The 20,949-nt window shown below is 31.0% G+C and carries 11 protein-coding genes; 10 read left to right on the top strand and 1 reads right to left on the bottom strand.

Features of this window, described 5'->3' with window-relative positions; all coding sequences use genetic code 11:
• Position 1: 1 nt before the first annotated feature.
• The 5 genes from G9F72_RS18280 to G9F72_RS18260 all read left to right on the top strand — a co-directional run bounded on the left by G9F72_RS18280 (position 2) and on the right by G9F72_RS18260 (position 9,400).
• Positions 2 to 1,288 carry an HNH endonuclease domain-containing protein gene (locus G9F72_RS18280; RefSeq protein WP_164959899.1) on the top strand — a complete coding sequence of 429 codons (1,287 nt, stop codon included), beginning with the start codon at positions 2 to 4 and terminating at the stop codon, positions 1,286 to 1,288.
• A 367-nt stretch (positions 1,289 to 1,655) separates the two neighbouring features.
• Complete coding sequence (locus tag G9F72_RS18275; RefSeq protein WP_164959900.1) at positions 1,656 to 7,946, top strand: ATP-binding protein; 6,291 nt, start codon at positions 1,656 to 1,658, stop codon at positions 7,944 to 7,946.
• Positions 7,906 to 8,553 (top strand): hypothetical protein, encoded by a 648-nt coding sequence (locus G9F72_RS18270; RefSeq protein WP_164959901.1) that lies wholly within the window; start codon positions 7,906 to 7,908, stop codon positions 8,551 to 8,553. Before G9F72_RS18275 ends, G9F72_RS18270 begins: the two co-directional genes overlap by 41 nt.
• Before the next feature lie 106 nt (positions 8,554 to 8,659).
• Positions 8,660 to 9,064 carry a hypothetical protein gene (locus G9F72_RS18265; protein WP_164959902.1) on the top strand — a complete coding sequence of 135 codons (405 nt, stop codon included), beginning with the start codon at positions 8,660 to 8,662 and terminating at the stop codon, positions 9,062 to 9,064.
• 12 nt (positions 9,065 to 9,076) lie between these two features.
• Entirely contained in the window at positions 9,077 to 9,400 is a 324-nt protein-coding gene (locus G9F72_RS18260; RefSeq protein WP_164959903.1) for a HEPN domain-containing protein, read from the top strand.
• A gap of 274 nt (positions 9,401 to 9,674) precedes the next feature.
• On the opposite strand, the gene G9F72_RS18255 is transcribed toward G9F72_RS18260, so the two are convergent.
• The gene (locus G9F72_RS18255; RefSeq protein WP_224676162.1) at positions 9,675 to 9,821 is read right to left on the bottom strand and encodes an integrase; all 147 of its coding nucleotides are present in this window, start codon (positions 9,819 to 9,821) and stop codon (positions 9,675 to 9,677) included.
• A 364-nt stretch (positions 9,822 to 10,185) separates the two neighbouring features.
• Between G9F72_RS18255 and G9F72_RS18250 the strand changes: the two genes are divergently transcribed.
• From G9F72_RS18250 to G9F72_RS18225, 5 genes are all read left to right on the top strand, one after another.
• On the top strand, positions 10,186 to 11,046 hold the full coding sequence (locus G9F72_RS18250; protein ID WP_164959904.1) for a hypothetical protein: 861 nt from the start codon (positions 10,186 to 10,188) through the stop codon (positions 11,044 to 11,046).
• A gap of 91 nt (positions 11,047 to 11,137) precedes the next feature.
• Positions 11,138 to 11,701: a DUF1643 domain-containing protein gene (locus G9F72_RS18245; RefSeq protein ID WP_164959905.1), complete on the top strand. Its 564-nt coding sequence runs from the start codon at positions 11,138 to 11,140 to the stop codon at positions 11,699 to 11,701.
• A gap of 708 nt (positions 11,702 to 12,409) precedes the next feature.
• Complete coding sequence (locus G9F72_RS18240; RefSeq protein ID WP_164959906.1) at positions 12,410 to 12,628, top strand: YdbC family protein; 219 nt, start codon at positions 12,410 to 12,412, stop codon at positions 12,626 to 12,628.
• Between the two features lie 16 nt (positions 12,629 to 12,644).
• Positions 12,645 to 17,633 carry an AAA domain-containing protein gene (locus G9F72_RS18230; protein ID WP_164959907.1) on the top strand — a complete coding sequence of 1,663 codons (4,989 nt, stop codon included), beginning with the start codon at positions 12,645 to 12,647 and terminating at the stop codon, positions 17,631 to 17,633.
• 282 nt (positions 17,634 to 17,915) lie between these two features.
• Positions 17,916 to 19,073 (top strand): ATP-binding protein, encoded by a 1,158-nt coding sequence (locus G9F72_RS18225; protein ID WP_164959908.1) that lies wholly within the window; start codon positions 17,916 to 17,918, stop codon positions 19,071 to 19,073.
• Positions 19,074 to 20,949 lie beyond the last annotated feature (1,876 nt).

Raw genomic sequence — 20,949 nt, 5'->3', positions numbered from 1 at the left:
TATGATAAAGATTAATTTATCCAATAAAATAGAGGAGAGGCACAAAGATTATTTTAAAAATAAAATCTTACCTAAACTTATTGAGAGTAAAACTCAACATTATATACATGATCCGGCTAGAGAAGCTCATCGAATTAATTTAGATGTTTTTCGCTTCCAGAAAAAATTCACAAAACAACATAATCATTTTATAGGTTTTGTTAAAAATAACTATAAGGCTTTTGCAATAGGCAAACCATATGATCTTAAACAATTGAATGAAAAGATTAAGAAATTTTTTCCTATTATTTATAAAATGCTTAAAGTAAGCTCAAATAATGCAAAAGAGGAGTCTTATAATAGTTATTTATACAAATTATTTGGTTATGAGAATTTTAAGGTAAAAGATTTATACTATTATATTAGTAAAAAAGGTAAGAAAGAAGCTAATCGAAGTAAGAATTGTGAAGAAGTCCGGATAAAAATAGTAGGTCTTTTAATTAGTAATTATCCCAATTTAAGTAACCAAATTAATAATAGATTAATGCCTATAGGAAAAGTCTTATCAGCAGTTGAATTTGAAAAAGAATTCAAGAAATTAACAGATATTAACATTACAATGGATAATTTCAAGCAAATTGATATTTTTGGAGATGAATGGAGTGATTATGCGTTCGTTATGGAAAGTGGCCTAAGAGTATGTCCATATTGCAATCGCCAATACATAACTCCTATTTTTTCAGATAGTGGAAAAATGAGAGCCGACATTGATCATTTTTTACCTAAAAGTAGATATGCTTACTTCTCTATGTCAATTTACAATTTAGTACCAGTATGCAAATCATGTAATCAATCTTTGAAAGGGTCTAAAGAAAGTGGATTTGATGATATTAATCCCTATGAAGATAGTATAAATGATTATTTTTCATTTAAAGCAAATATTCTTACAAATGAGATATCAATTGATAAAACTCATGGCAAATCAAAAGATGTAACATTACATACTGAAAAGTTTAAAATAGGAGCACTATATAATTATCATAGAAATCAAGTAGATGAATTAATTAAAAAGAGAATAGCATATCCAGATAGCTATATAAAAAAATTATTTAATGATAATAAGGATTATTTCAATGATGAGAATGAAGTGAAGCAACTTATTGTAGGATATATAAAAGACAAATGTAGATTAAATGATGAAGCCTTTCTTAAATTAAGACGTGATATAGCAGAACAGCTTGGCTTTATGGATAATAAGCAAGACGATGTGCTAATAGCACAACTAAAGGAAATATTAGATAGAAAATAGCACAAAAGTTATATTTTCATATTTGGTTCCGGCGTTCGTTAGATGGGTGGGTAACAAAAAAATATGAACTTCGAGTGAATTAACCAGAACAATAAAAGCATGCAGCCTAAACCTAACGCTAGAACTTATAATTGGAATGTAAGATGTTTATAGGAGTTTTATCTTACTTACGAAATTGAAATATTTTTTTATGTATTTGTATTAGGTATAATTTCTTATTATGCATCTTCCCGTTAGGCTAATAATGGGAAGTATTTTAAATTAACGTTATTAAAAAGGTGTGTTTGTTACACTTGTAAAAATTTCTTTCATACAAGAAGGTTTGTTGTACAATTATAAAGAGACACAGATAGGGGCGAGTAACGGCATGAATAGTAAAGAGAAGATAAAAAGTAATGATATAGTGAGATATTCAAGAGCTGGTGATGCCTTTCATTATCGATGGGCAGCAAGATATTGCCTAAAAATGCTAAATCCATTTTCCCCCATTAAATCAATAGTTATAGAAGGATCAAAAGAACAGGATCTGGAAGGGGAATGCATTATTGATGTAGCAGAATATTATTTATCAGAAGATGGTAATGATGCGATTAATTATTATCAACTGAAGCATACAACGTTATATAAAAACATTCCATTTAATTTGAGTGATTTAAAAGATACTGTTGTTGGTTTCGCAAAACGGTATAAAGACCATCATTCTAGGAACGATAACAAAATTATTGATTTTCATATTGTAACAAATAGAAATATTTCTGATGTTTTTAAAGATGGAGTGGAAAAAGTTAAAAAGAATCAAGAATGCGGAAAGAAATTTTTAAAGACTTTTAAAGAATATACAACATTAGAAGACACTGAGTTGGTAGATTTCTGCAAACATCTTAAATTTTCAGATGGATTGGGTGATTTTCAGAACCAATGGCTAGATTTGCAATATGATACAAGAAAATTGTTAGCGGGGAATATAGGGCATCCTCAAATTGATTCAATAACGGCATTAGTAGCTGAGAAAGCTTTGCCAAAATCAGACGGAATAATATGTGCAGAAGATATTTTGAAGAGGTTTGGCTGTATTACAAGGAGAGATTTATATCCAGCACCTGCCGTGTTTGAAAGGCTAAAAGAACCTATTATCAGAAGTCAATATCTAGAAATATCAAGTAAGATCGTAAAATCAAAAGAGCCAGTGATTGTTCATGCAACAGGCGGCATAGGTAAATCAGTTTTTGTGATAGTATTAGAAAATTTATTGTCAAAAGATTCAGTTACAATTATGTATGATTGCTTTGGTTTGGGAAATTATAGAAATCGCAGTCAGACAAGACATAGATATAGAGATGGTATTGTCCAAATTGCAAATGAACTAGCCGGGAAAGGATTATGTGATCCCTTAATTGCGTTATCGATAGCTTTAGATGATGAAATACTTAAGATGTTTTTGCAAAGGTTAAATACATCAATTCAAAATATTAGAAGTTGCAATGAAAATGGAAAACTTTTTATCATAATTGATGCGGCGGACAATGCTGAGATGGTAGCCAATGAATTTGGTGATACATGTTTTATTCATGAGTTATTACGTGAAGATTTGCCAGAGTATTGTCATTTGATAGTGCTATGTAGGACTGAGAGAATTGAACTATTAGAACCTTCAAACTCAATAAATAAATTTGAATTGTTACCCTTTAACAAAGATGAGACATTTAGATATCTTAAGGAAAGTTTTCCGAATGCTACTGAAGAAGATGGATTAGAGTTTCATCGGTTAACTTTTGGAAATCCTCGTGTTCAAGCAAATGCTATAGCTTTTGGAAATGGAATTTTAAATAGAGTTTTAGAAGAATTGGGTCCAAAAGGTACTACAGTTGAAAAGCAGATTGAATATCAATTAGATAGAGCAATTGAAAAGATTAAATACAGGCTTTCAAAGGATTATCAAAAGCAAATTGAAGCAATTTGTTGTGGATTAGCATCATTGCCACCATTTATACCAATTTCAGTCCTTGCAGTTGTGGCTGAAGTTGAAGAAACAACAGTTAGAAGCTTTATATCTGATTTAGGTAGACCCATTTGGGTCTCTGATTCAGTTGTACAATTTAGAGATGAGCCTACTGAGACGTGGTTTAGAAAAAAATATTTCGGAACAGTAAATCAAGTGAGAGATTATATTGAAAAATTGAAACCATTAGCAATTCAGTTTACATATGTCGCTGAGGTGTTACCAATTTTATACCTACAGGGTGAGTACTATAGAGAATTGGTAGAACTGGCACTTTCAGAGGATTGTTTGCCAATCGAAAATCCTATCGATAGAAGAAATGTCCAAATGTTTCGTTTGCATTTCGCCTTTAAGGCTGCTTTGAGATTAAAACAATATTATGATGCTTCTAAGTTGGCAATGCTTGCTGGAGAAGAAACTGCAGGTAATAAGCGCCAGTTGGAGATATTTAAAAATAATATTGATTTAATCGCACCACTGCAAGATATACAAAAGGTGCAAGAACTAGCATTTAAAAGAGCAATAAGTGCAGCCTGGGAAGGTTCACAAAATGTTTATTCTGCTTCATTACTATCCAATATCTTGGAATATCACGGCGAGGCACGTGCATATTTAAGGGCAGCAGAACATTGGCTAGACTTATATTTTGAAGATCGAAAAAACGAAAAAAAAGAAAAAATTCATATAGATAAATTACATGAAGATGAGATAGTGGAACTTATATTTGCTCATTACAACTTGAATGGGATTAAAGAAGCTGTAAGATTTATGACTGGCTGGAGCCCAGAATCACTAGTTTTTGAGATTTCCAGTAGGTTTATAAAGAAGTTGATTGACTTAGGAAGGTTTGAACACGTAGACGAGATATCTATACTATCATGTAATAATGAATATGCTATATTAGGCATTAATAATGAATTGTTAAAAGTAGGACGCTTTGTAGAAAAAGTATCTTTAGATAAATGTCTATCAATGATTGATATAGATAATTTTAAAATTCCTAATTTAGATAATCACTTTAATGATGATAAAAGATTGGAGGCATTGCTTTCTTTTGCAGAAGCATGTATTGCTAGGCATCTTGATAGTGAAAAAATCTTAAAGATGTTAGAGCGATTCATTCCTTTACGGGCACCCCTTACTTTTGATAGTGACTATAAAAATAAAGCAAGAATCGTTTATTTGCGAACTGTAGCCTTACGAAAGCATTTGGGATTATCTAGTGATCCGAAGGAAGAGGAATGGCTTCCAGAAAAGTTTACGATTAACAAAAAAAAATATAGTGATGAAGAAGATGTTAAAAAAATTAAAGAAGTGTTTTATGGATTAATGCCATGGTATAACGTTAGGCTGTGTGTTTTAGTGGGAAATTATGATATATTAGATAGTATTATAAATGAGGCAGGTATTAAAACTGAAGGAGTATTGAGTACAAGATACAGAAAGCATGATATCTTGCCATTTGAAATAGCACAAGTATGTGTTGAAATAATGCTTTTTAGCAAGCAAAGTTCCCCAGAAGAAATTAAATCATTTTACATAGATAGAATTCAGTCATGCGATACTATATTAATGGATTCAAGAATACAAGCTTTAAGAGGGGCCAATCGAGTAGATGATTTAAATGTAATACGAAATGATGTAGAGGACTATGTGTACAAATCTATTATAAGATCTCAAGATGATACAGAAACAAAAGCAAATTATTTTGTTGAACTAGCAAGAGCAACCTTGACTATAAGTAAAGCAGATGCAGCAGAATATTTTAATATGGCAATCACAGAAGTTTCAAGATTTGGAGATGAACTACCAAGTCGTTGGAAAGCTGTTTCAGTTATAGCAAAGCGTTGTTCAGAAGAATATAACGAGGAAGCTGAGCTATCATATCGATTTATCCGTTGCGCTGAGTTGGTTGGAGATAATATAGCAAGGGAGAAATACTGGGATAGGGATGAAGCAATTAAAATATGCACAAGTCTATCTCCTGCTTCTGGTCTAGCAGCAATAAGTCGATGGAGAGAACGTGATGTTGGGTGGTTTGAGGACCAATTTCCAATTGTAGCCAATACAATCGCTAAAACAAATTATATAAAACCAGAAGCAACATGGGCTTTATCTGCATTTATAAAAAATAGCGATATGTTAAATTTAGCAATAAATTGTATTAGTAGTGCTAAGGCAGAAAAAATCAGGAAGGATATATTAGAAGCAACAATAAGGTATTTCAAGATATTAGATATGCCAATTTCTTTATGGAATAAATTGAAAGAATTTCTTGATCAGTCAATGATTGAAAATGATGAAGTGTTAGAAATGTGTAAGATGTTGGGAAAAAATCAGAGTGAACAGTTAAAGCAAATGCACATTCAGGATAAATATAATCATCATGTTATTACTAAAGACGAAAAACAATCGATATTTGGTGGATTAGATTTAATGAGTGATAGGGATGTCGAAGAAGTAATTATTAGATTCCGAAACATTTCAGATTCATATCTTAATAAGCAAGTATTTTGGAAAATTTTCTTTAGCAATGTACCACAAGAAAATATTGTAGAGTTCATGGAGAAGTTTATTAAACTTCCTTCTATTAGTTTTTATGAGTTAACAGATGCTTTACCACATATACCTGAAATGTGGATGAATAAACCAAGTTTCAGAAGAAAATGGCCATTAATAATTAGAACCATTGCAGCTATGCATTCACGTGAATTATTGAATTGGTATTCAAAAATAGCGTTTTTTTCTGCAGTTAAATTAAGTGATGATGAAATGAAAATAGTTGCAGAGGGCATCGTGGATGGGTTAGCAAAGCAAGAAAACATCGATACAGCTGATGAGTATTTCGATTTTGTAACAACTATACAAGAGATGATAACTCCTTCACAAGCAAGATCATTATTAGAGTTTTCATTAAGCAGGTTTGAAATTAGTATTGATGATGATTTTGGAGATGGAAAATGGAGCGAATGGCTAACGCCGGCTGATACACCTGAGATGAATTTTGCCGGCTTTATTTGGTCTGCACTTGGGTCGCCTGAATCTGAGGCACGATGGAATGCGGTGCATGCCATCAAAAGGCTTGGGAAATTTGGCTGTAATAATGAAATCAAAGCATTGTTACTTTGGGCCGAAAAGAATACTGTAGATTGTTTTGGAAGTAATAAATTTTCATTTTATAATTTGAATGCACATTTATATTTATTAATTGCAGTAGATAGAATTTCAATGGAGCATCCAGAAATATTTTTACAATATGCTGATGTTTTTTCTCAATATGTGAAATGGAATATCCCTCACGCTTTAATTCATAAGAAGGCTATAAATATTATGATAAGTATTGAAAAAGCATTCCCTGATACATATAGCAAGGAGGAATATGATAATATATTATTAATGGGAAAAAGTCAGTTTCCTTTAAATATAGTTAATTATAGGGATAAAATAGAAAATAATTACGAGAATGATGATTTAGAAGATGATGTCAAGTTTTCTCATGGATATGACTTTGGTAGATATTGGTTTGAACCACTTGGTAAGATTTTTGGCATCTCTGAGAAAACAGTAGCAAAACTTGCCGGTGATGTAATTATCAAGGAATGGAAAATATTATATGATGGTAGCTATGTACATGATCAAAGACATTCATTGTGGGATTCACATCGGTATGAGCACAAAACATGGCATTCACATGAACAGCATCCAAGTGTAGAAAGATATAATTTTTACTTATCATACCATGCAATGTTTGTAGTTGCTGCTAGATTTTTTGAAAAAATGCCAATTATATTTAGAAAAGATTGGGATGAAAGAAATCCTTGGGACGAATGGATAGAACGGCATAGTCTGACTAGACAGGATGGTTTTTGGCTAGCGGACTGTCGAGGAAATGTTCCTCTGGATGAACCACGATGGATGAATGACGAAAAAGATAAAGAATGGAGAGCAAACATCTCTAAATTTGAATTTTTAGATAATCTAGTTATGAAGGATGGAAGAATATGTGTGAAAGGTTATTGGGAAAATGGACAAGGGCAGTACCGAGAAGATATATCAATAGCTTCAGCTCTTGTTTCAAAAGAAGCATCACAAGGTCTTTTATCAGCACTTGTTAGTTGCAAAAATTCACATGATTATAAGTTGCCAAACTATAAAGAAGAAAGTATGGAGTGTGATATTGACCCTTTTGTTCTGTTGGGATGGATTAAAGCTGATAATACAGAGGATGGTCTTGATAGATTCGATCCTTGGGCAGGTGAAATATCATATCCAGATTATGATCTGGGAGATACCTATCAAGAATTATTAGGATTGGAAGAAAATTCACTAAAAAATAAGTGGTATAAGTGTAACCGTAAAGAAGTAAAAATAGTATGCGAAAATTGGAGCCGTTTAATTGGAGAGTATGAAAAAAAAGAGATATTAAGAGGAAAGAGAATGCTTGCAACGTTGGATATTTTAAAAGATCTGTGCAAAGAAACAGGATTTAATCTAGTGTTGGAAGTGCAAATTTGCAGACGAGTTGTGAGAGACAGATATAGTAATACTGTTGTAGAAGATAAATATATGCCACCAGCACATAAAATTTATTTGTTATCTGGGGAAGGGGTGTTGTCAGATGAAAATGGAAATATTGAATTTGGGAAAGATGCTAGTTGATGAACTAGGATTGGATGATAGTGTAGATACTTTATCACGATGGATGGCACATTATATTGCACAACAAATGATAGAGATTGAGAATTCCGACGGAGAGAAAAAGGCAATATCAGAAGAAAAGTGTTTTGAAAGCATATTAAAATTATGGAAAAATCGTGCTTATTACGAACCTGATAAAAATCCATTTGAAAGATTTGAACCTATTTTTAAAACGTTGGAGAGAATGAACCCGGAGAAGGAGAGCTACTTCTTTTTGAATCAAAATAATGCTCAGCAATATCAAGAGGAATCAGAAGGACAAGTGTCAATTAATAGCTTGATGGATATGGCTAGTGGAATTGACAAGATAGCTCGGATATGGATAAATTATATTTTGAAACAAGCTACAGTTTGTGCTACAGATGAGAAAACCATAGAATGGCTTAGAGCTTCGGTAGTAGATGAATATGATAATTTAGATTCTGGGGTTATTATAAAATTGTTAGACCTGGATGTAGATGAAGATAAAGATGTAAAAGAGACAAAGATAAGGGAACGTATAGAGCAGTTAAAACGATTTAGAGATTTTAATGAAGATATAATACGAATGTATTCAGAAGAATTGTAATGATATAAATGAATTATTTACAACAATAAAAACAGATATTATATTAAAAGGTATTTATTAAGACAAGAATTTTCAACATTAATTATATATAAGCGGGGGATAGAATATGCCTAGATTAATTTGGGAAGTTAAATTTGAAGTTGATGGACATATAAAGGTAAAGAGTAGAATGAGTTTAAGACAAGCTAAGGGTTTTTTGGATCAATTTTATAGTGATATCGTTATTCAAAACAGTAGATTAGGAATTACTGTTAGTGTTACTGCATATGCTACGAATGCTGTTATTGCATACAAAGTAGCACTATATTTTTTAAGTAATATGGTCGATGTTTTATGCTGTGAATTGGATTTGCCTCTTTTCTTGTATTACTATGATGTTAATGCTCGCAATAAAAAAGACTATACTATTAAAAGAATTGTTGAGCAGGAACAGATTGAAAGGTGTTTTTATAAATCTCGTGATTATCAACAATCTGCAGACCTTCAACCTTTGCTAAAATCTATGAGTTGATATAGAAAAGGCATGATGAGCGAAGATCCGATTGATACATTTATTTCTTATTGGAATGTATTTGAAATCTTAGGATCTAAATATCATACTGAAACGCTTCGTACAAGTTCTGGAATTAAAAATAAGATTTATCAGTGTTTTTTGGATTATATAGGTGCACAAGATCTATGGGGAGTACCTCAAGATTGGATTAGTACCGTTTGTGAGTTAAGAAATCAATTAGTTCATGGTGGAAGAGAAATAGATATTGATACAATTGAGGAAATAGAAAAATATAGACTACAATTGCATGACCAGGCACATTTTTTATTATTAAAGATAGACGAGAATCATTAATGTGTTGTAAATAAAATTATAATTTAAAAGTTTTTATTATGGGAATTCGCTACTGAAATATTAAGACTTCAGAAGGAGAGTTGGACTTCCAATGAAGTTTTGTTTTTGATAGAGTAGGTATCGATTCATTGTATGCACCTGTGGCAGATAACAATTATAAATAATTATTCCTAAATTATAGAAATTGGGGGGCCTTCTTTGTGAAATGTCCTTAAAACAAAAACACCGAGATCATAAAATAATAATCTCGGTGTTTTACCTATAGTATAAAACCTTATTTATAAATAACATCATTCAACCTATCTGCTGCATCTTCATTCATATCTTTTAATACATGAGAATACAAATCCATAGTTATATTTATTGTACTATGCCCTAATCTATTACTTGCAACTTTAGCTGAGATACCAGTAAGGAGCATGAATGTAGCATTGGTGTGCCTTCAGAAATCCAAACGTTTGGATTTCTGAAGGCACTGATCATTCTTCCTCTTGGTCCCCCAAATCCCATGGACTATTATAGACTTTACGACAACTATCCTAAGACATAGGGATATGATAATAATAAAATATTTTTTATATGTGAATGTGGAAATAAAGCCAAGGATAAATGAGTAATTTAGCTATTCTAAGTAGAGTTAATTATAGTCATTCTTTTGTGTCTCTTAATTAAATGTTTCATAATCTTATGTTTTAGATTTTATAATTATATAAAAACAAAATTAAATAACATAGAGGAAAAAAATTTTCCTTGTCTAATTATATTAGTTGAGGAGGGGATAAATTATGGAACATTCAAAACTTAGAGCATTTATGATGAAGTGCAACAAGTGTTCAAGGGGCTGGTCAGTTGACCAAAGTGATTTTGAAAAGCCTATTATTACCTGTCAAAATCCAGAATGTAATAATCAATTTACCGTTTATGAAGGTCTTAAAAATGGTTTGAAATTTTTTGAAGATTTTATTCCAATTCCTTTTTTGGCTAATGATATGTTTAATGAAACTATAGACGTCAAAATTGGATATGAAACATATTTTAATTTACCTGAAAGTATTAAAAAGATTTATAAGATAATGATTATGCCAATGGGAGCTTTTCTTGTAGGTGCAGTTGATATCACTAAAAAGGGGTTTAGAATATTTACTTCCCTACCTGATGGTGGGGATAAAAGTCTAATTGGTGAAAATACGAAAGTGTTTATAATGATTAATGCTAAAACTGATGATTATAATATTCCATGGATGGATATGCTTCAATTCGCACTTGAACAGTTAATAAATGAAGACTTTCTTACAAGTATATTGTTTTCTGAAATAGCTTTTGAAATATATATTGATATGGCTTTAAGTGAAGGTTATAGAAAATATGGTTTAGATGAAGATAGCATTTCAAGATTTTTAGTAGCAACTGAGCTTCCAACAAAAGTAAATCCGTTAATGTGGAATTTGTATCAAATAAAACTATCTAAGTCCACATCATGGAACAACTGGGAAAAGAAAGCTCTTAAATGGAGAAATGAAATTGCTCATGGTTCTAAGGTTGGTGCTACAGAAGACGAAGCAAAATTGGTTTATGAAACTGTAGTAGATTCAATTTTTTACTTTATGGAGGGTATTGATAAAAAAATGAAACAAACCAATGTTTAAAAAATAAATAAACTTAAATAACGACTTTATTTGAACAATTATAAAACTCTATAATAAAACTGATGTAATAAACAAAATAAGGGGGATACATATGGTTGAAATAAAAAACGAAAAAATTTTATCATGTGAAAAATTTATAGTTACTAAAGAGAAACAAAAGTATAGATACTATTTATCACGAGAGTGGGGAGTGGATAGTGGTTCAAAAAAATGTTTAGTAGCAATAATGTTAAATCCAAGTCATGCATCATATTTAAGGGGAGATGGCACTGTAGATTTTTTAATGGAATTCTTTGATAAAAAAGGATTTAATAAAATGATAGTGTTAAATTTATTTGCATATAAAACAACAAAACCTGAGGAATTAATTAATTTAGATGATGAATTAGAAAAAAAGAATGAAATAAAAAGTTACCTTGATGAAGCAAATGAAATATTCGTTGGATGGGGAATAAATAAAGAGCTATGCAGGGAGAACTCAACTTTTAAAAATATGTTTGAAAATAAAACAAATAAGCTTTTAAAAGTATTGAAAAATAAACAATATAAACATAAAGCTTATTGCTTTAAAAATTCAAAAGGTCATAAGCCAATGCATCCAAGTAAATATAATAAAGTATGGGAATATACTAGTTTTTTTAATGATGATTTATAAACTTAAGAATAAACGTTGTATATAATAACAATTTAATATGAACTAATATCGTCATACACGTAAAAGAGAATATAACGAAAGGAAGTGAGTATTTTAGTGATTTAAAAGCTGGTAAAGATTTTACTGCTAATGCTTAATGCGGGAGATTTAGCAACAGTGCCACCTGAATTATATGCGAAATTTCAAATAATGTTTTACAGCGGCGCAGAAGATGCTGTATTTAAGGCTTTAGGAGTACAATAATAGATATATAAGCTATCTAGTGTTTTATAATGAAAAATGCAGCAATATAGAGTGTTGTAAATTATTCTAACTATTCAGTAATTATAAATATGTATAAAAAAGCACAAGATGTATTGAATTCAATACATCTTGTGCTTTCTGTTTAGGTTTAATTATGAGGGGAGAACCTATCTATAACTTTTTATGGAATATTAGGTAAATATGGATTATACTATAATTGCATTAGGGAAGGCCGCTATATAATTTAGTTGAAATAATTATAATGGTATTAAAGTGATGGGGAATTTAGTAAGAATCTTCTCAATAGATATTGGTATAGAATAAGAATAAGGTAATGTTTCAGATATTCTTGAAGATAATCACACTAGATTTATAAGAGAAATAGTAAAGCCAGTTATGTATATTGGGATTTTAAATGTATTTATTTTGTTTTAATAATATAAGAACGCTTTTGGGGGGACATTAATGGCTGATTTAAAATATGAAATAGTTGAAAGAATTGCAATTCTTTCTGAAAAAGGTAATTGGACAAAAGAATTAAATAAAGTGAGTTGGAATGATAGACCTGGAAAGTTTGACTTAAGAGATTGGAATCACGATGAAGGTAAAATAGGCAAAGGGATAACCTTGACCGAGGAAGAAATGCAAAATTTTAAACAAGTTCTAAATTCCATAGAACTTTAGAACAGGAGGCAGAGCTGTGGCTCAAATAAAAAGTATTTTTAATTTTCTTAAAGACTATAATGAACTATCGAATCCAGTTATAACAGAAATTGATAATCAAAAGTGGAGTATGAAAATTTCAAATTTGCCGAAAATTAAGGAAGTATGGTCGGCTTATAATATTGAGGATTTTGATGGGTTGAAAATATTGGAAGTGAAAAGACCTGTTTTAGAGCCATGCCCTGTTCCGGATGAATCAATTATTGAGTGGATTGATGGCAGTTGGGAAAAACTTGGGGTTGAACAGGTTCGTTATGAAAAAGTAATAGCTAGATCTATACATTTATATAAGTATGCTTGCTCTAAATGTGATTGGATATATGACCCACAAGTTGGAGATGAAGACATTCATATTCCTGTATGTACTGACTTTGATGATATCTCTGAAGAATGGGTATGTCCTAATTGTAGCGCGAAAAAGACTGCGTTTAGGAAAGCAAACTTAGTTGCTTGTTATAAAGAAGAGTTTTTTAATGAAGATGAGAATCGCCTGATGATTTTTGATAAATGGATAGCTGAAAGAACAAATTGGAGAATAGTAGAAATTCCAAAGCAACAAGGACTTGATTTATATAATAAATTATTTAAGCTATATTCTGAAATTAAGAAAGAATCTGAGAGCGTAGAACTTATACTTGGTGATGGACGTATTAGATGGACTACTGACCTGAAAATTATTGATCATCCTGTATTGCTTCAAAATGTTCATTTAGAATTTGATGCGGATAAGCCATCTTTTATTGTTAAATGTGATGAGCTCAGGACGGAACTATACACACCAATGCTAAGGATTATCCCATCAATTAACCAATTAATGCTATCAAATATTATTCAAGATATTGAAAAAAACGCGTATCATATTGCAGATACATCAAACACAAAGGGCCTTTTTCAGAGGCTTATTAATGTTTTAGATGAAAAAGGTAAATGTGTTGAAAGCTTTGAGAGTAATTATAATGGTCCTATGATTATGACTGAACCAATCTTGTTTCTCAGAAAAAGAACACTAGGGTTCTCTATGTTTATTGATAAAATCATTGAAGAAATTGAGAGCAATGAAGACGCTATTTTACCAGACTTTTTCGAAAATATGATAGGTAATCATAAAGAGCAACAGGAAGTTGAAATCATTGGTGAAAATTGGAACCAAAGTGGAATAGATGAAGATGTTTTATTAACCTTACCAGCTAATAATGAGCAGTTGAAAATAATTAAGTATCTCAATAATTATGGTGCAGTTCTTGTGCAAGGACCACCTGGAACAGGTAAAACCCATACCATAGCAAATCTTATAGGTCACCTTCTTAGTCAAGGCAGTAGTGTGCTTGTAACTAGTCATACAGAAAAAGCTCTAACAGTATTAAAAGAAAAAGTATACAAAGATAAGTATAACAAAGATATAAATCTCCAAAGTTTGTGTATTAGTCTACTAAGTTCCAGTTCACAAAAGAAAGAAATGGATGATGCCATTAACGAAATTGCTGCAAAAGGTACATCACTTGATTTACATGAATCTAAGAAAAAAATTGAAAGACTCGAAATTCAAAGAAAAGATCTTATTAACAAATCAAAAACAAAAAATCAAGAACTTCTTCAAATTAGGTCGTTAGAATATAAAGATATTGTATTTGCAAATCAGACAGTTACACCTATTAATGCTGCTAAGTTTATAAAAGATGGCTATGGTAAGTATGATTATATACCTGGAGCTACGAAAGATGATACATTAGGATTATCACTTTCCGTGGTTGATTTTTGTAATTTATATCATTCCAATCTAGAAATATCTACTGAAGAAGAAAATTTGTTAAGTAAGGAACTACCAACCTTAGAATTTTTATGGTCTTTTGATGAATTTAAATTATATTCAGATAGTTATATAAAATTAACTGAGGAGCTTATTGGATGGAATCCAAAACTTGTTTTGAAAGATAATGTTGAAACAAAGATACTATCAGAAATATCTAATAGTGCAATACTAATTTATGATGATCTAAACAGTCTGGAAGAATATCAGCTTGCTATTATAGCAAAAACAATAAAAGACGGAGTATATACTACTTTATGGACCATAGTTTTTAAGGAATTAGATGAGCTAATGGAAAACTACGAACAATACAGAAAAATCTTATTCGATAATGATATATGTATACCAAAACAAATAATTTTAGAGGAAAGTGTAGTCATTTTAAATGAAATAATTGATTCTGGAAAAGAAATTCCAGTGACTTTTATTATTGGAGTAACAAAACCTAAATGGAAAAGACTTCGTGATGGGATAACTAATAATAAGAGAAAAATAGAAAACAAAGCTGATTTTGAGAAAGTTAGAGCAATAATTATTTATGAGTTAAAGAGAAATAGCTTGTTGAATAAAATTAATAAGTTACTACTTGAAGTCTCGGAAAATGCAGCTATAAATATAGAAGATTTTGAGCAAAAAGTGAAACAACATCGTAAAAAAATACAGTCATCATTAAATTGGCATGAACAGTATTGGATAAAGTTAACGCAAGAAGTACAATTTAATGTGGAAGATATTATAAAGTTTGAAGAACTTTGTGTGATAGATATTGATCAGCCAATAGAAACCATTTCAGAACGACTTAAAAGCATTTTCATACCAGATTTAAGTAAAAGATGTAATTCTGAATTACTAAACAAACTGACACAGAAGTGGGATCAATATGCATTTGATTTGAACGGGTATAAAGTATATAAAAAGCCATTTGACCTACTAATTCGCGCTGTCAATGAAAAAGATGTGAGTGCTTATGAAGAGGCTTATTATAATATAACTGAGTTATATGCTAAAAGAAAAATATTTTCTTTAAGAAATGAACTGATAAGGAAATTAAAGATAAATGCTCCAATATGGGCTCATGCTATTGAAAATAGAAATGGAATTCATGGCGAATATAATTTACCAGAAGACATAGAGCTAGCATGGAAGTGGCGTCAGCTTACTAACCAGCTTGAACGAATTGATAGATATGATCCTAATATGATTCAAAAGGAATTGAGAAATATTAATGACCTATTAATGCAAAATGCAAGGAGACTTGCCTATGAAAAAGCTTGGCATTTAAAGATAAAGAATAAGACTCAAGCTCAGACTCAGGCCATTGAGGGATGGCGAGCTACAATTAGACAAGTGGGTAAAGGAACTGGTAAAAGTGCCCCAATGCTATTAAAAAAAGCAAGGGAATTGATGCCTTTATGTCAGAGTGCTATACCGGTATGGATTATGTCCTTAAATCGTGTAGCTGAGAATTTTGATCCACAGAAAAATAAATTTGATGTGGTTATAATTGACGAGGCAAGTCAAGCAGGTATATTATCTTTATCAGCTTTATATTTAGGGAAAAAAATTATTATTGTAGGTGATGATGAACAAGTAAGCCCTGATACTGTTGGAATAAAAACTGAAGAAATTAATGCATTAATTGAACAACATTTACAAGGTATTCCTAATAATCACTTATTTAATGGTAAGACTTCTGTCTATGATATGGCAAAAGCTTCAGGATTTAAACCTTTAATGTTGACAGAACATTTTAGATGTTTACCTGAAATAATTGAGTTTAGTAATCAATTATCTTACAATGGCAGAATAAAACCTTTAAGAGATGCATCAGGTGTAGCAATAAAACCTGCTGTGATTGAATATAGAGTTCCTAATGCATATAAATCGCCTGATAAAATTAATAAGACTGAGGCACAACACATTGCGGCAATGATATGTGCGTGTGTTGAAAATGAAGCTTATAAAGGGAAAACCTTTGGGATCATTTCTCTTTTAGGGCAAGAACAAGCTTATGAAATTGATAGACTATTACAGCTTAATCTTGATCCTAAAGAATACGAATCCCGTAAGATCCAATGTGGAACTGCATCTCAGTTTCAAGGTGATGAAAGAGATGTGATTTTCCTAAGTATTGTTGAAGGCCCAAGCGAAAAAGGTGGCCCAGTTAGATTGCTAAGTGAAGATGGTAATAATGACTTGGCTCGGAAAAGATATAATGTTGCTGCTAGTAGAGCAAAAGACCAAATGTGGGTGGTGCATTCTTTAAATCCGGAAATAGATCTTAAACCAGATGATATAAGACTTAGATTAATAAAACATGCAATGAACCCATCAGTAGATAAAGATGAAGAAAGACTAAAACATGCTGAGTCTGATTTTGAAAAACAAGTAATGAAAAGTCTTTTGAACCAAGGCTACATAGTTATACCACAATGGAAGGTAGGCACATATAGAATAGATATGGTTATTGAAGATGGAAATAAGCATATTGCTTTAGAATGCGATGGAGAAAAATGGCATACACAAGATGACCTACCTAATGATTTGAAGAGACAAGCGATTCTAGAAAGACTAGGCTGGAAATTTATTAGAATAAGAGGGAGTCAATTTTACAGAAATCCAGATGATACAATGAAATGGGTTTTTGAAGAACTTGAAAATAATGAAATTAGACCTAATTATTTGTCAGAGACTGAATATCTTGATGCAAATATGCTTACCAATGACGGGTTAATTGACAGCATTAAAAGACGAGCAGAACAAATACGTCTGGAATGGAATGGTGAATTCATTAATGAGGTTGATGCAGAAGCAGATGTTAATGATATACAAGTAGGAAATGTTATTGACTTAATAAATTCAGAGCAAATACAAGCAATTGAAGAAGAAACCACTAATCCTGTACTTTCAATTATGGTTGACTCCAAGCCGAAAGATGAAGAGAATATTGGCTTAGAATGTAAGCAGATAAATTTTTATGCTGAGTTAGGATTAGATAACAGTGAACAGCTAAATATTCTTGACTTGAGTAAATCAGAAAAAGTTGTTAAAAGCCCCAAAAAGAGAATCACTAAGAAAAATGGTGATAGAGGTAATGAGAAAGTAACAAGTGTTAAGAAAAATATTCCGAAACCAATATTTGATTTTAGAAAGAAATAGGTGGCTTCATAAAGCAACGAAAACTGTTCCAGTTTTTGTAAGGGCTCTGACCACTTAGATAGATTGTAAGTGAAACGAACAATATATGTAGCTATGAAGGGGCTTGGTAAAATGATTTTTGATTGTTTTGACACAGTCCCTATTATATATACAAAATAGAAAATTATACACAATGCCAAAAGTAATTAAGTTTGTTAAACTACGGGTTTGATAAAAAAATATGGGGGTTATAATCATAATTTCTATCACGAAGAGTAAAATATACTATAGTAATTATTAGGAATGATTAATATAGATAATTCAATTGAGCTTTTACCAAGAAAAGAATTTTTTACGACAACTTGGGTTAGAGATATAAAACTTGAGAGTGCCATTTTTGATTTAATTGATAATTCAATTGATGCTGCAAAACGAATTAGAGGGTACAAATCACTAGAGGGATTTGAAATAAGTTTAAAGATAGAAAATAATACATTTATTATAAGAGATAATTGTGGAGGAATAACTTTAGATAGTGCTAAAAGCAATGTATTTAGGTTCGGAAATGACACTACAAACTCATGTGAGTATGATAATATTGTTGGTAGATATAATGTTGGAATGAAGAGAGCTATGTTTAAAATAGGAAGGCTAATAGAATTAGAATCTCATACGGATGTAGATCATTTTAAGGTAAAAATTGACGTAGATCAGTGGGTTAAAAAGCAAGATTGGGCAATAGATTTATCTGAATGTTGTAGCTCCTATATAAATGGTACAACCATAAAAATCACAAAAATTAATAAAGGTATAAAAAGTGAATTCAATAAAAAGGGATATATTTCAAAGTTAAGACAAGATATTGCATTAAAGTTTAAGGATTGCATATCGAAAGGTATTAAAATATATCTAAAAGAAGAGGGTGTATTAAAGCTAATAAAGATAGGCATTAAGAAAGATAATGATATTATAGTATATGAAAAAGATATAAATACTAATAAATTTAAAGGTAATGTTAAAGTGTATAAAGGCATAGAAAATATGAGTGAAGCTGGTTGGAATATATACTTCAATGAAAGATTAGTTGTTGATACAAACAAAGGCAAATTAACCGGTTGGAATTTAAAGTTAATAAGTGATAAATACGAAAATATAATCTTTAGTGAGCAATATTATGGATTTAGAGGATATTTAAATCTTACTGAAAAAAGCCAGTATTCGCTACCATTTACAACAACGAAAGATGGGTTAGATAAAAGCCATGAAAATTATGAAAAAATACTAGAGATTCTTGTTAAAGCAATGAAAGCAGTAAAAATTAATTTTGAAAAACCTGACGAAGTAAATATTTCCTATAAAAGACCAAGAACGGAAGTAGAGATTCTTAAAGTTGAGTTTAATGTAAATTCAGCTAAAGCTGTAGGGGAAAAGACTTATGATATTCATATAGGAAAGTCATAAAAGCTATCTAATAATATTACTATCATAGATAGCTAAGTCAGCAATAATAAATGCTGACCTTTTTTAGGGTGTCCGACCTGGGAGTAGTTTGTTAGTGAAAGTCTGATACGAGGGCGGATATAGCAGACATAAACAGGTTTCTAACGCATACAATTTATGTTAGTGAATCAGAGATTCTACCTAGAGCCATCAAACTAGTATTTTCAATTAATATCCAATAGTCAGAAGGTATAATAGTTTAATTTTAAATAATAATGGGAATGACTTTGGATAAAAGCATAAATTAGTATCTATGATGTTAAGGAAATATTTTTTGAAGATAAATTTAATACTATGGCTTATGATAAAGGGTTTTTAAAAAGGAAGGGAAAGGTAACTCCAGTGGAACTTTTGAATCTATGTTTATTTGGATGTTATGAAAGTTGTTGGTGTACGTATTTTAATTGAACGATATGATTAAACTACATATGCGTGCCAAGATCCAGTTAGTTAAAATTTAAAATTAACGACTATTTAAAACTATTTAAGATTCTAGTGGGTCGATAAATTTCGTATTAGAAATTTATCGAGCCACGGGTCTTTAGCTTAATTGCACGGGCACTTAGGAACCTTTTATGAATAACAGTGCCCTTTCGGTAAAGGTCGCGGTGGTGGTGGCTGGAGCGAGCTTTATCGAAAGGGCTGCGTAGACTAGAATTTTTTTGATTATTAAAATAGAATAATTATATTATAGATAATTTAAATTTAACTAGAATAGATGCACGCCGTCGGGTACCAAAAAAAGGACCGGCTTTGGCATTAGAATCTCTTAGTTTCCCAGGGTTTGAGGGACGAAAACAATGGAAAATTTAGAGATTCTTATGCTGAAGCTTGTTCTTTTTTTGGTGACGGTATACGTGCCCAGAACTTGTACTTCCCAATTCTCTATACTATTAGTAACAACAATATATTTAAACTAAAATAATTATTATAATAAAATTTCATAAAGTATATCTAATATAATAACATAAGCATTATGACCCAAAAGGAAACTACGAAGACTAGCTACTTTTTTTAAAACTTGTAGGATGGTGGCAAGTGAACGAGCCCAGCTACTGAGGGACGAAGTGGCTGATAGGCCTGTCCACTTGCCGTGAAAAATGGACGAGTTTCTGACCTCTACGTTTCACTTGTTTGAAACTATAAATTTTTAGAATACGATCATAACTGTAGCAAGCTGAGGTGAGAAACCTGTCCATTTTTCACCCGAGCGAAGCGAGGCTCTACCTGTAAAATGAACATGAAAAGATGGGTAGGGAGTAAATCTAACAGAAGAAGAATTAAAAAACTAAGAGATGCACTTAACGAAATAGAATTATAAACTTTAGAATCTAATGATTAAATGCAGACTAAATATAACATGAGGTCTGCATTTGATTGTTAAATAGTTTGTAGTAACAAAGATTAGAAGTGGAGTACTAGTTTGTAAGAACTGTAGTGAAGAAGTATTTATAAAGTTAAAAATATTTAATGAAGCTCTGGGATAATTTCAGAGTTTTATTCTTTTTTACCTATTTTTACAAATATTGCAGGAAAAAAATAGTTTTATGCCGAAATAAGATAAAATATATGTTAAACCATGAAGTGGGTTGTACTGTATAGCTAATGGAAGTTAGGTACTGTAGATTATGGTTATAATGGGAAGTCCAAAAGATGTGAAAGACTTGATAGGTGGGGGGTATATCAAGGATATCTGAAGACATTTCTAAGTTAAAGAGTTATGTCAAACTTGTAAAAAAAGACGAAGTAAAAATTATTTATATAATATGCAGACAAATAGTAATTTGTAAGGCTGACGACAAAATAAGATTTTTTACCGAGATGCAGAATGGTAAAA

Source organism: Clostridium estertheticum (genome assembly GCF_011065935.2).
GTDB classification, from domain to species: Bacteria; Bacillota; Clostridia; order Clostridiales; family Clostridiaceae; genus Clostridium_AD; species Clostridium_AD estertheticum_A.
This window is presented reverse-complemented; position numbering and strand designations above follow the sequence as displayed.

Excerpts from the sequence above, each read along its gene's own strand:
- G9F72_RS18280 (WP_164959899.1), top strand. The coding sequence starts at position 2 with ATGATAAAGATTAATTTATCCAATAAAATAGAGGAGAGGCACAAAGAT.
- G9F72_RS18275 (WP_164959900.1), top strand. The coding sequence starts at position 1,656 with ATGAATAGTAAAGAGAAGATAAAAAGTAATGATATAGTGAGATATTCA.
- G9F72_RS18270 (WP_164959901.1), top strand. The coding sequence starts at position 7,906 with ATGAAAATGGAAATATTGAATTTGGGAAAGATGCTAGTTGATGAACTA.
- G9F72_RS18265 (WP_164959902.1), top strand. The coding sequence starts at position 8,660 with ATGCCTAGATTAATTTGGGAAGTTAAATTTGAAGTTGATGGACATATA.
- G9F72_RS18260 (WP_164959903.1), top strand. The coding sequence starts at position 9,077 with ATGATGAGCGAAGATCCGATTGATACATTTATTTCTTATTGGAATGTA.
- G9F72_RS18255 (WP_224676162.1), bottom strand. The coding sequence starts at position 9,821 with ATGCTCCTTACTGGTATCTCAGCTAAAGTTGCAAGTAATAGATTAGGG.
- G9F72_RS18250 (WP_164959904.1), top strand. The coding sequence starts at position 10,186 with ATGGAACATTCAAAACTTAGAGCATTTATGATGAAGTGCAACAAGTGT.
- G9F72_RS18245 (WP_164959905.1), top strand. The coding sequence starts at position 11,138 with ATGGTTGAAATAAAAAACGAAAAAATTTTATCATGTGAAAAATTTATA.
- G9F72_RS18240 (WP_164959906.1), top strand. The coding sequence starts at position 12,410 with ATGGCTGATTTAAAATATGAAATAGTTGAAAGAATTGCAATTCTTTCT.
- G9F72_RS18225 (WP_164959908.1), top strand. The coding sequence starts at position 17,916 with ATGATTAATATAGATAATTCAATTGAGCTTTTACCAAGAAAAGAATTT.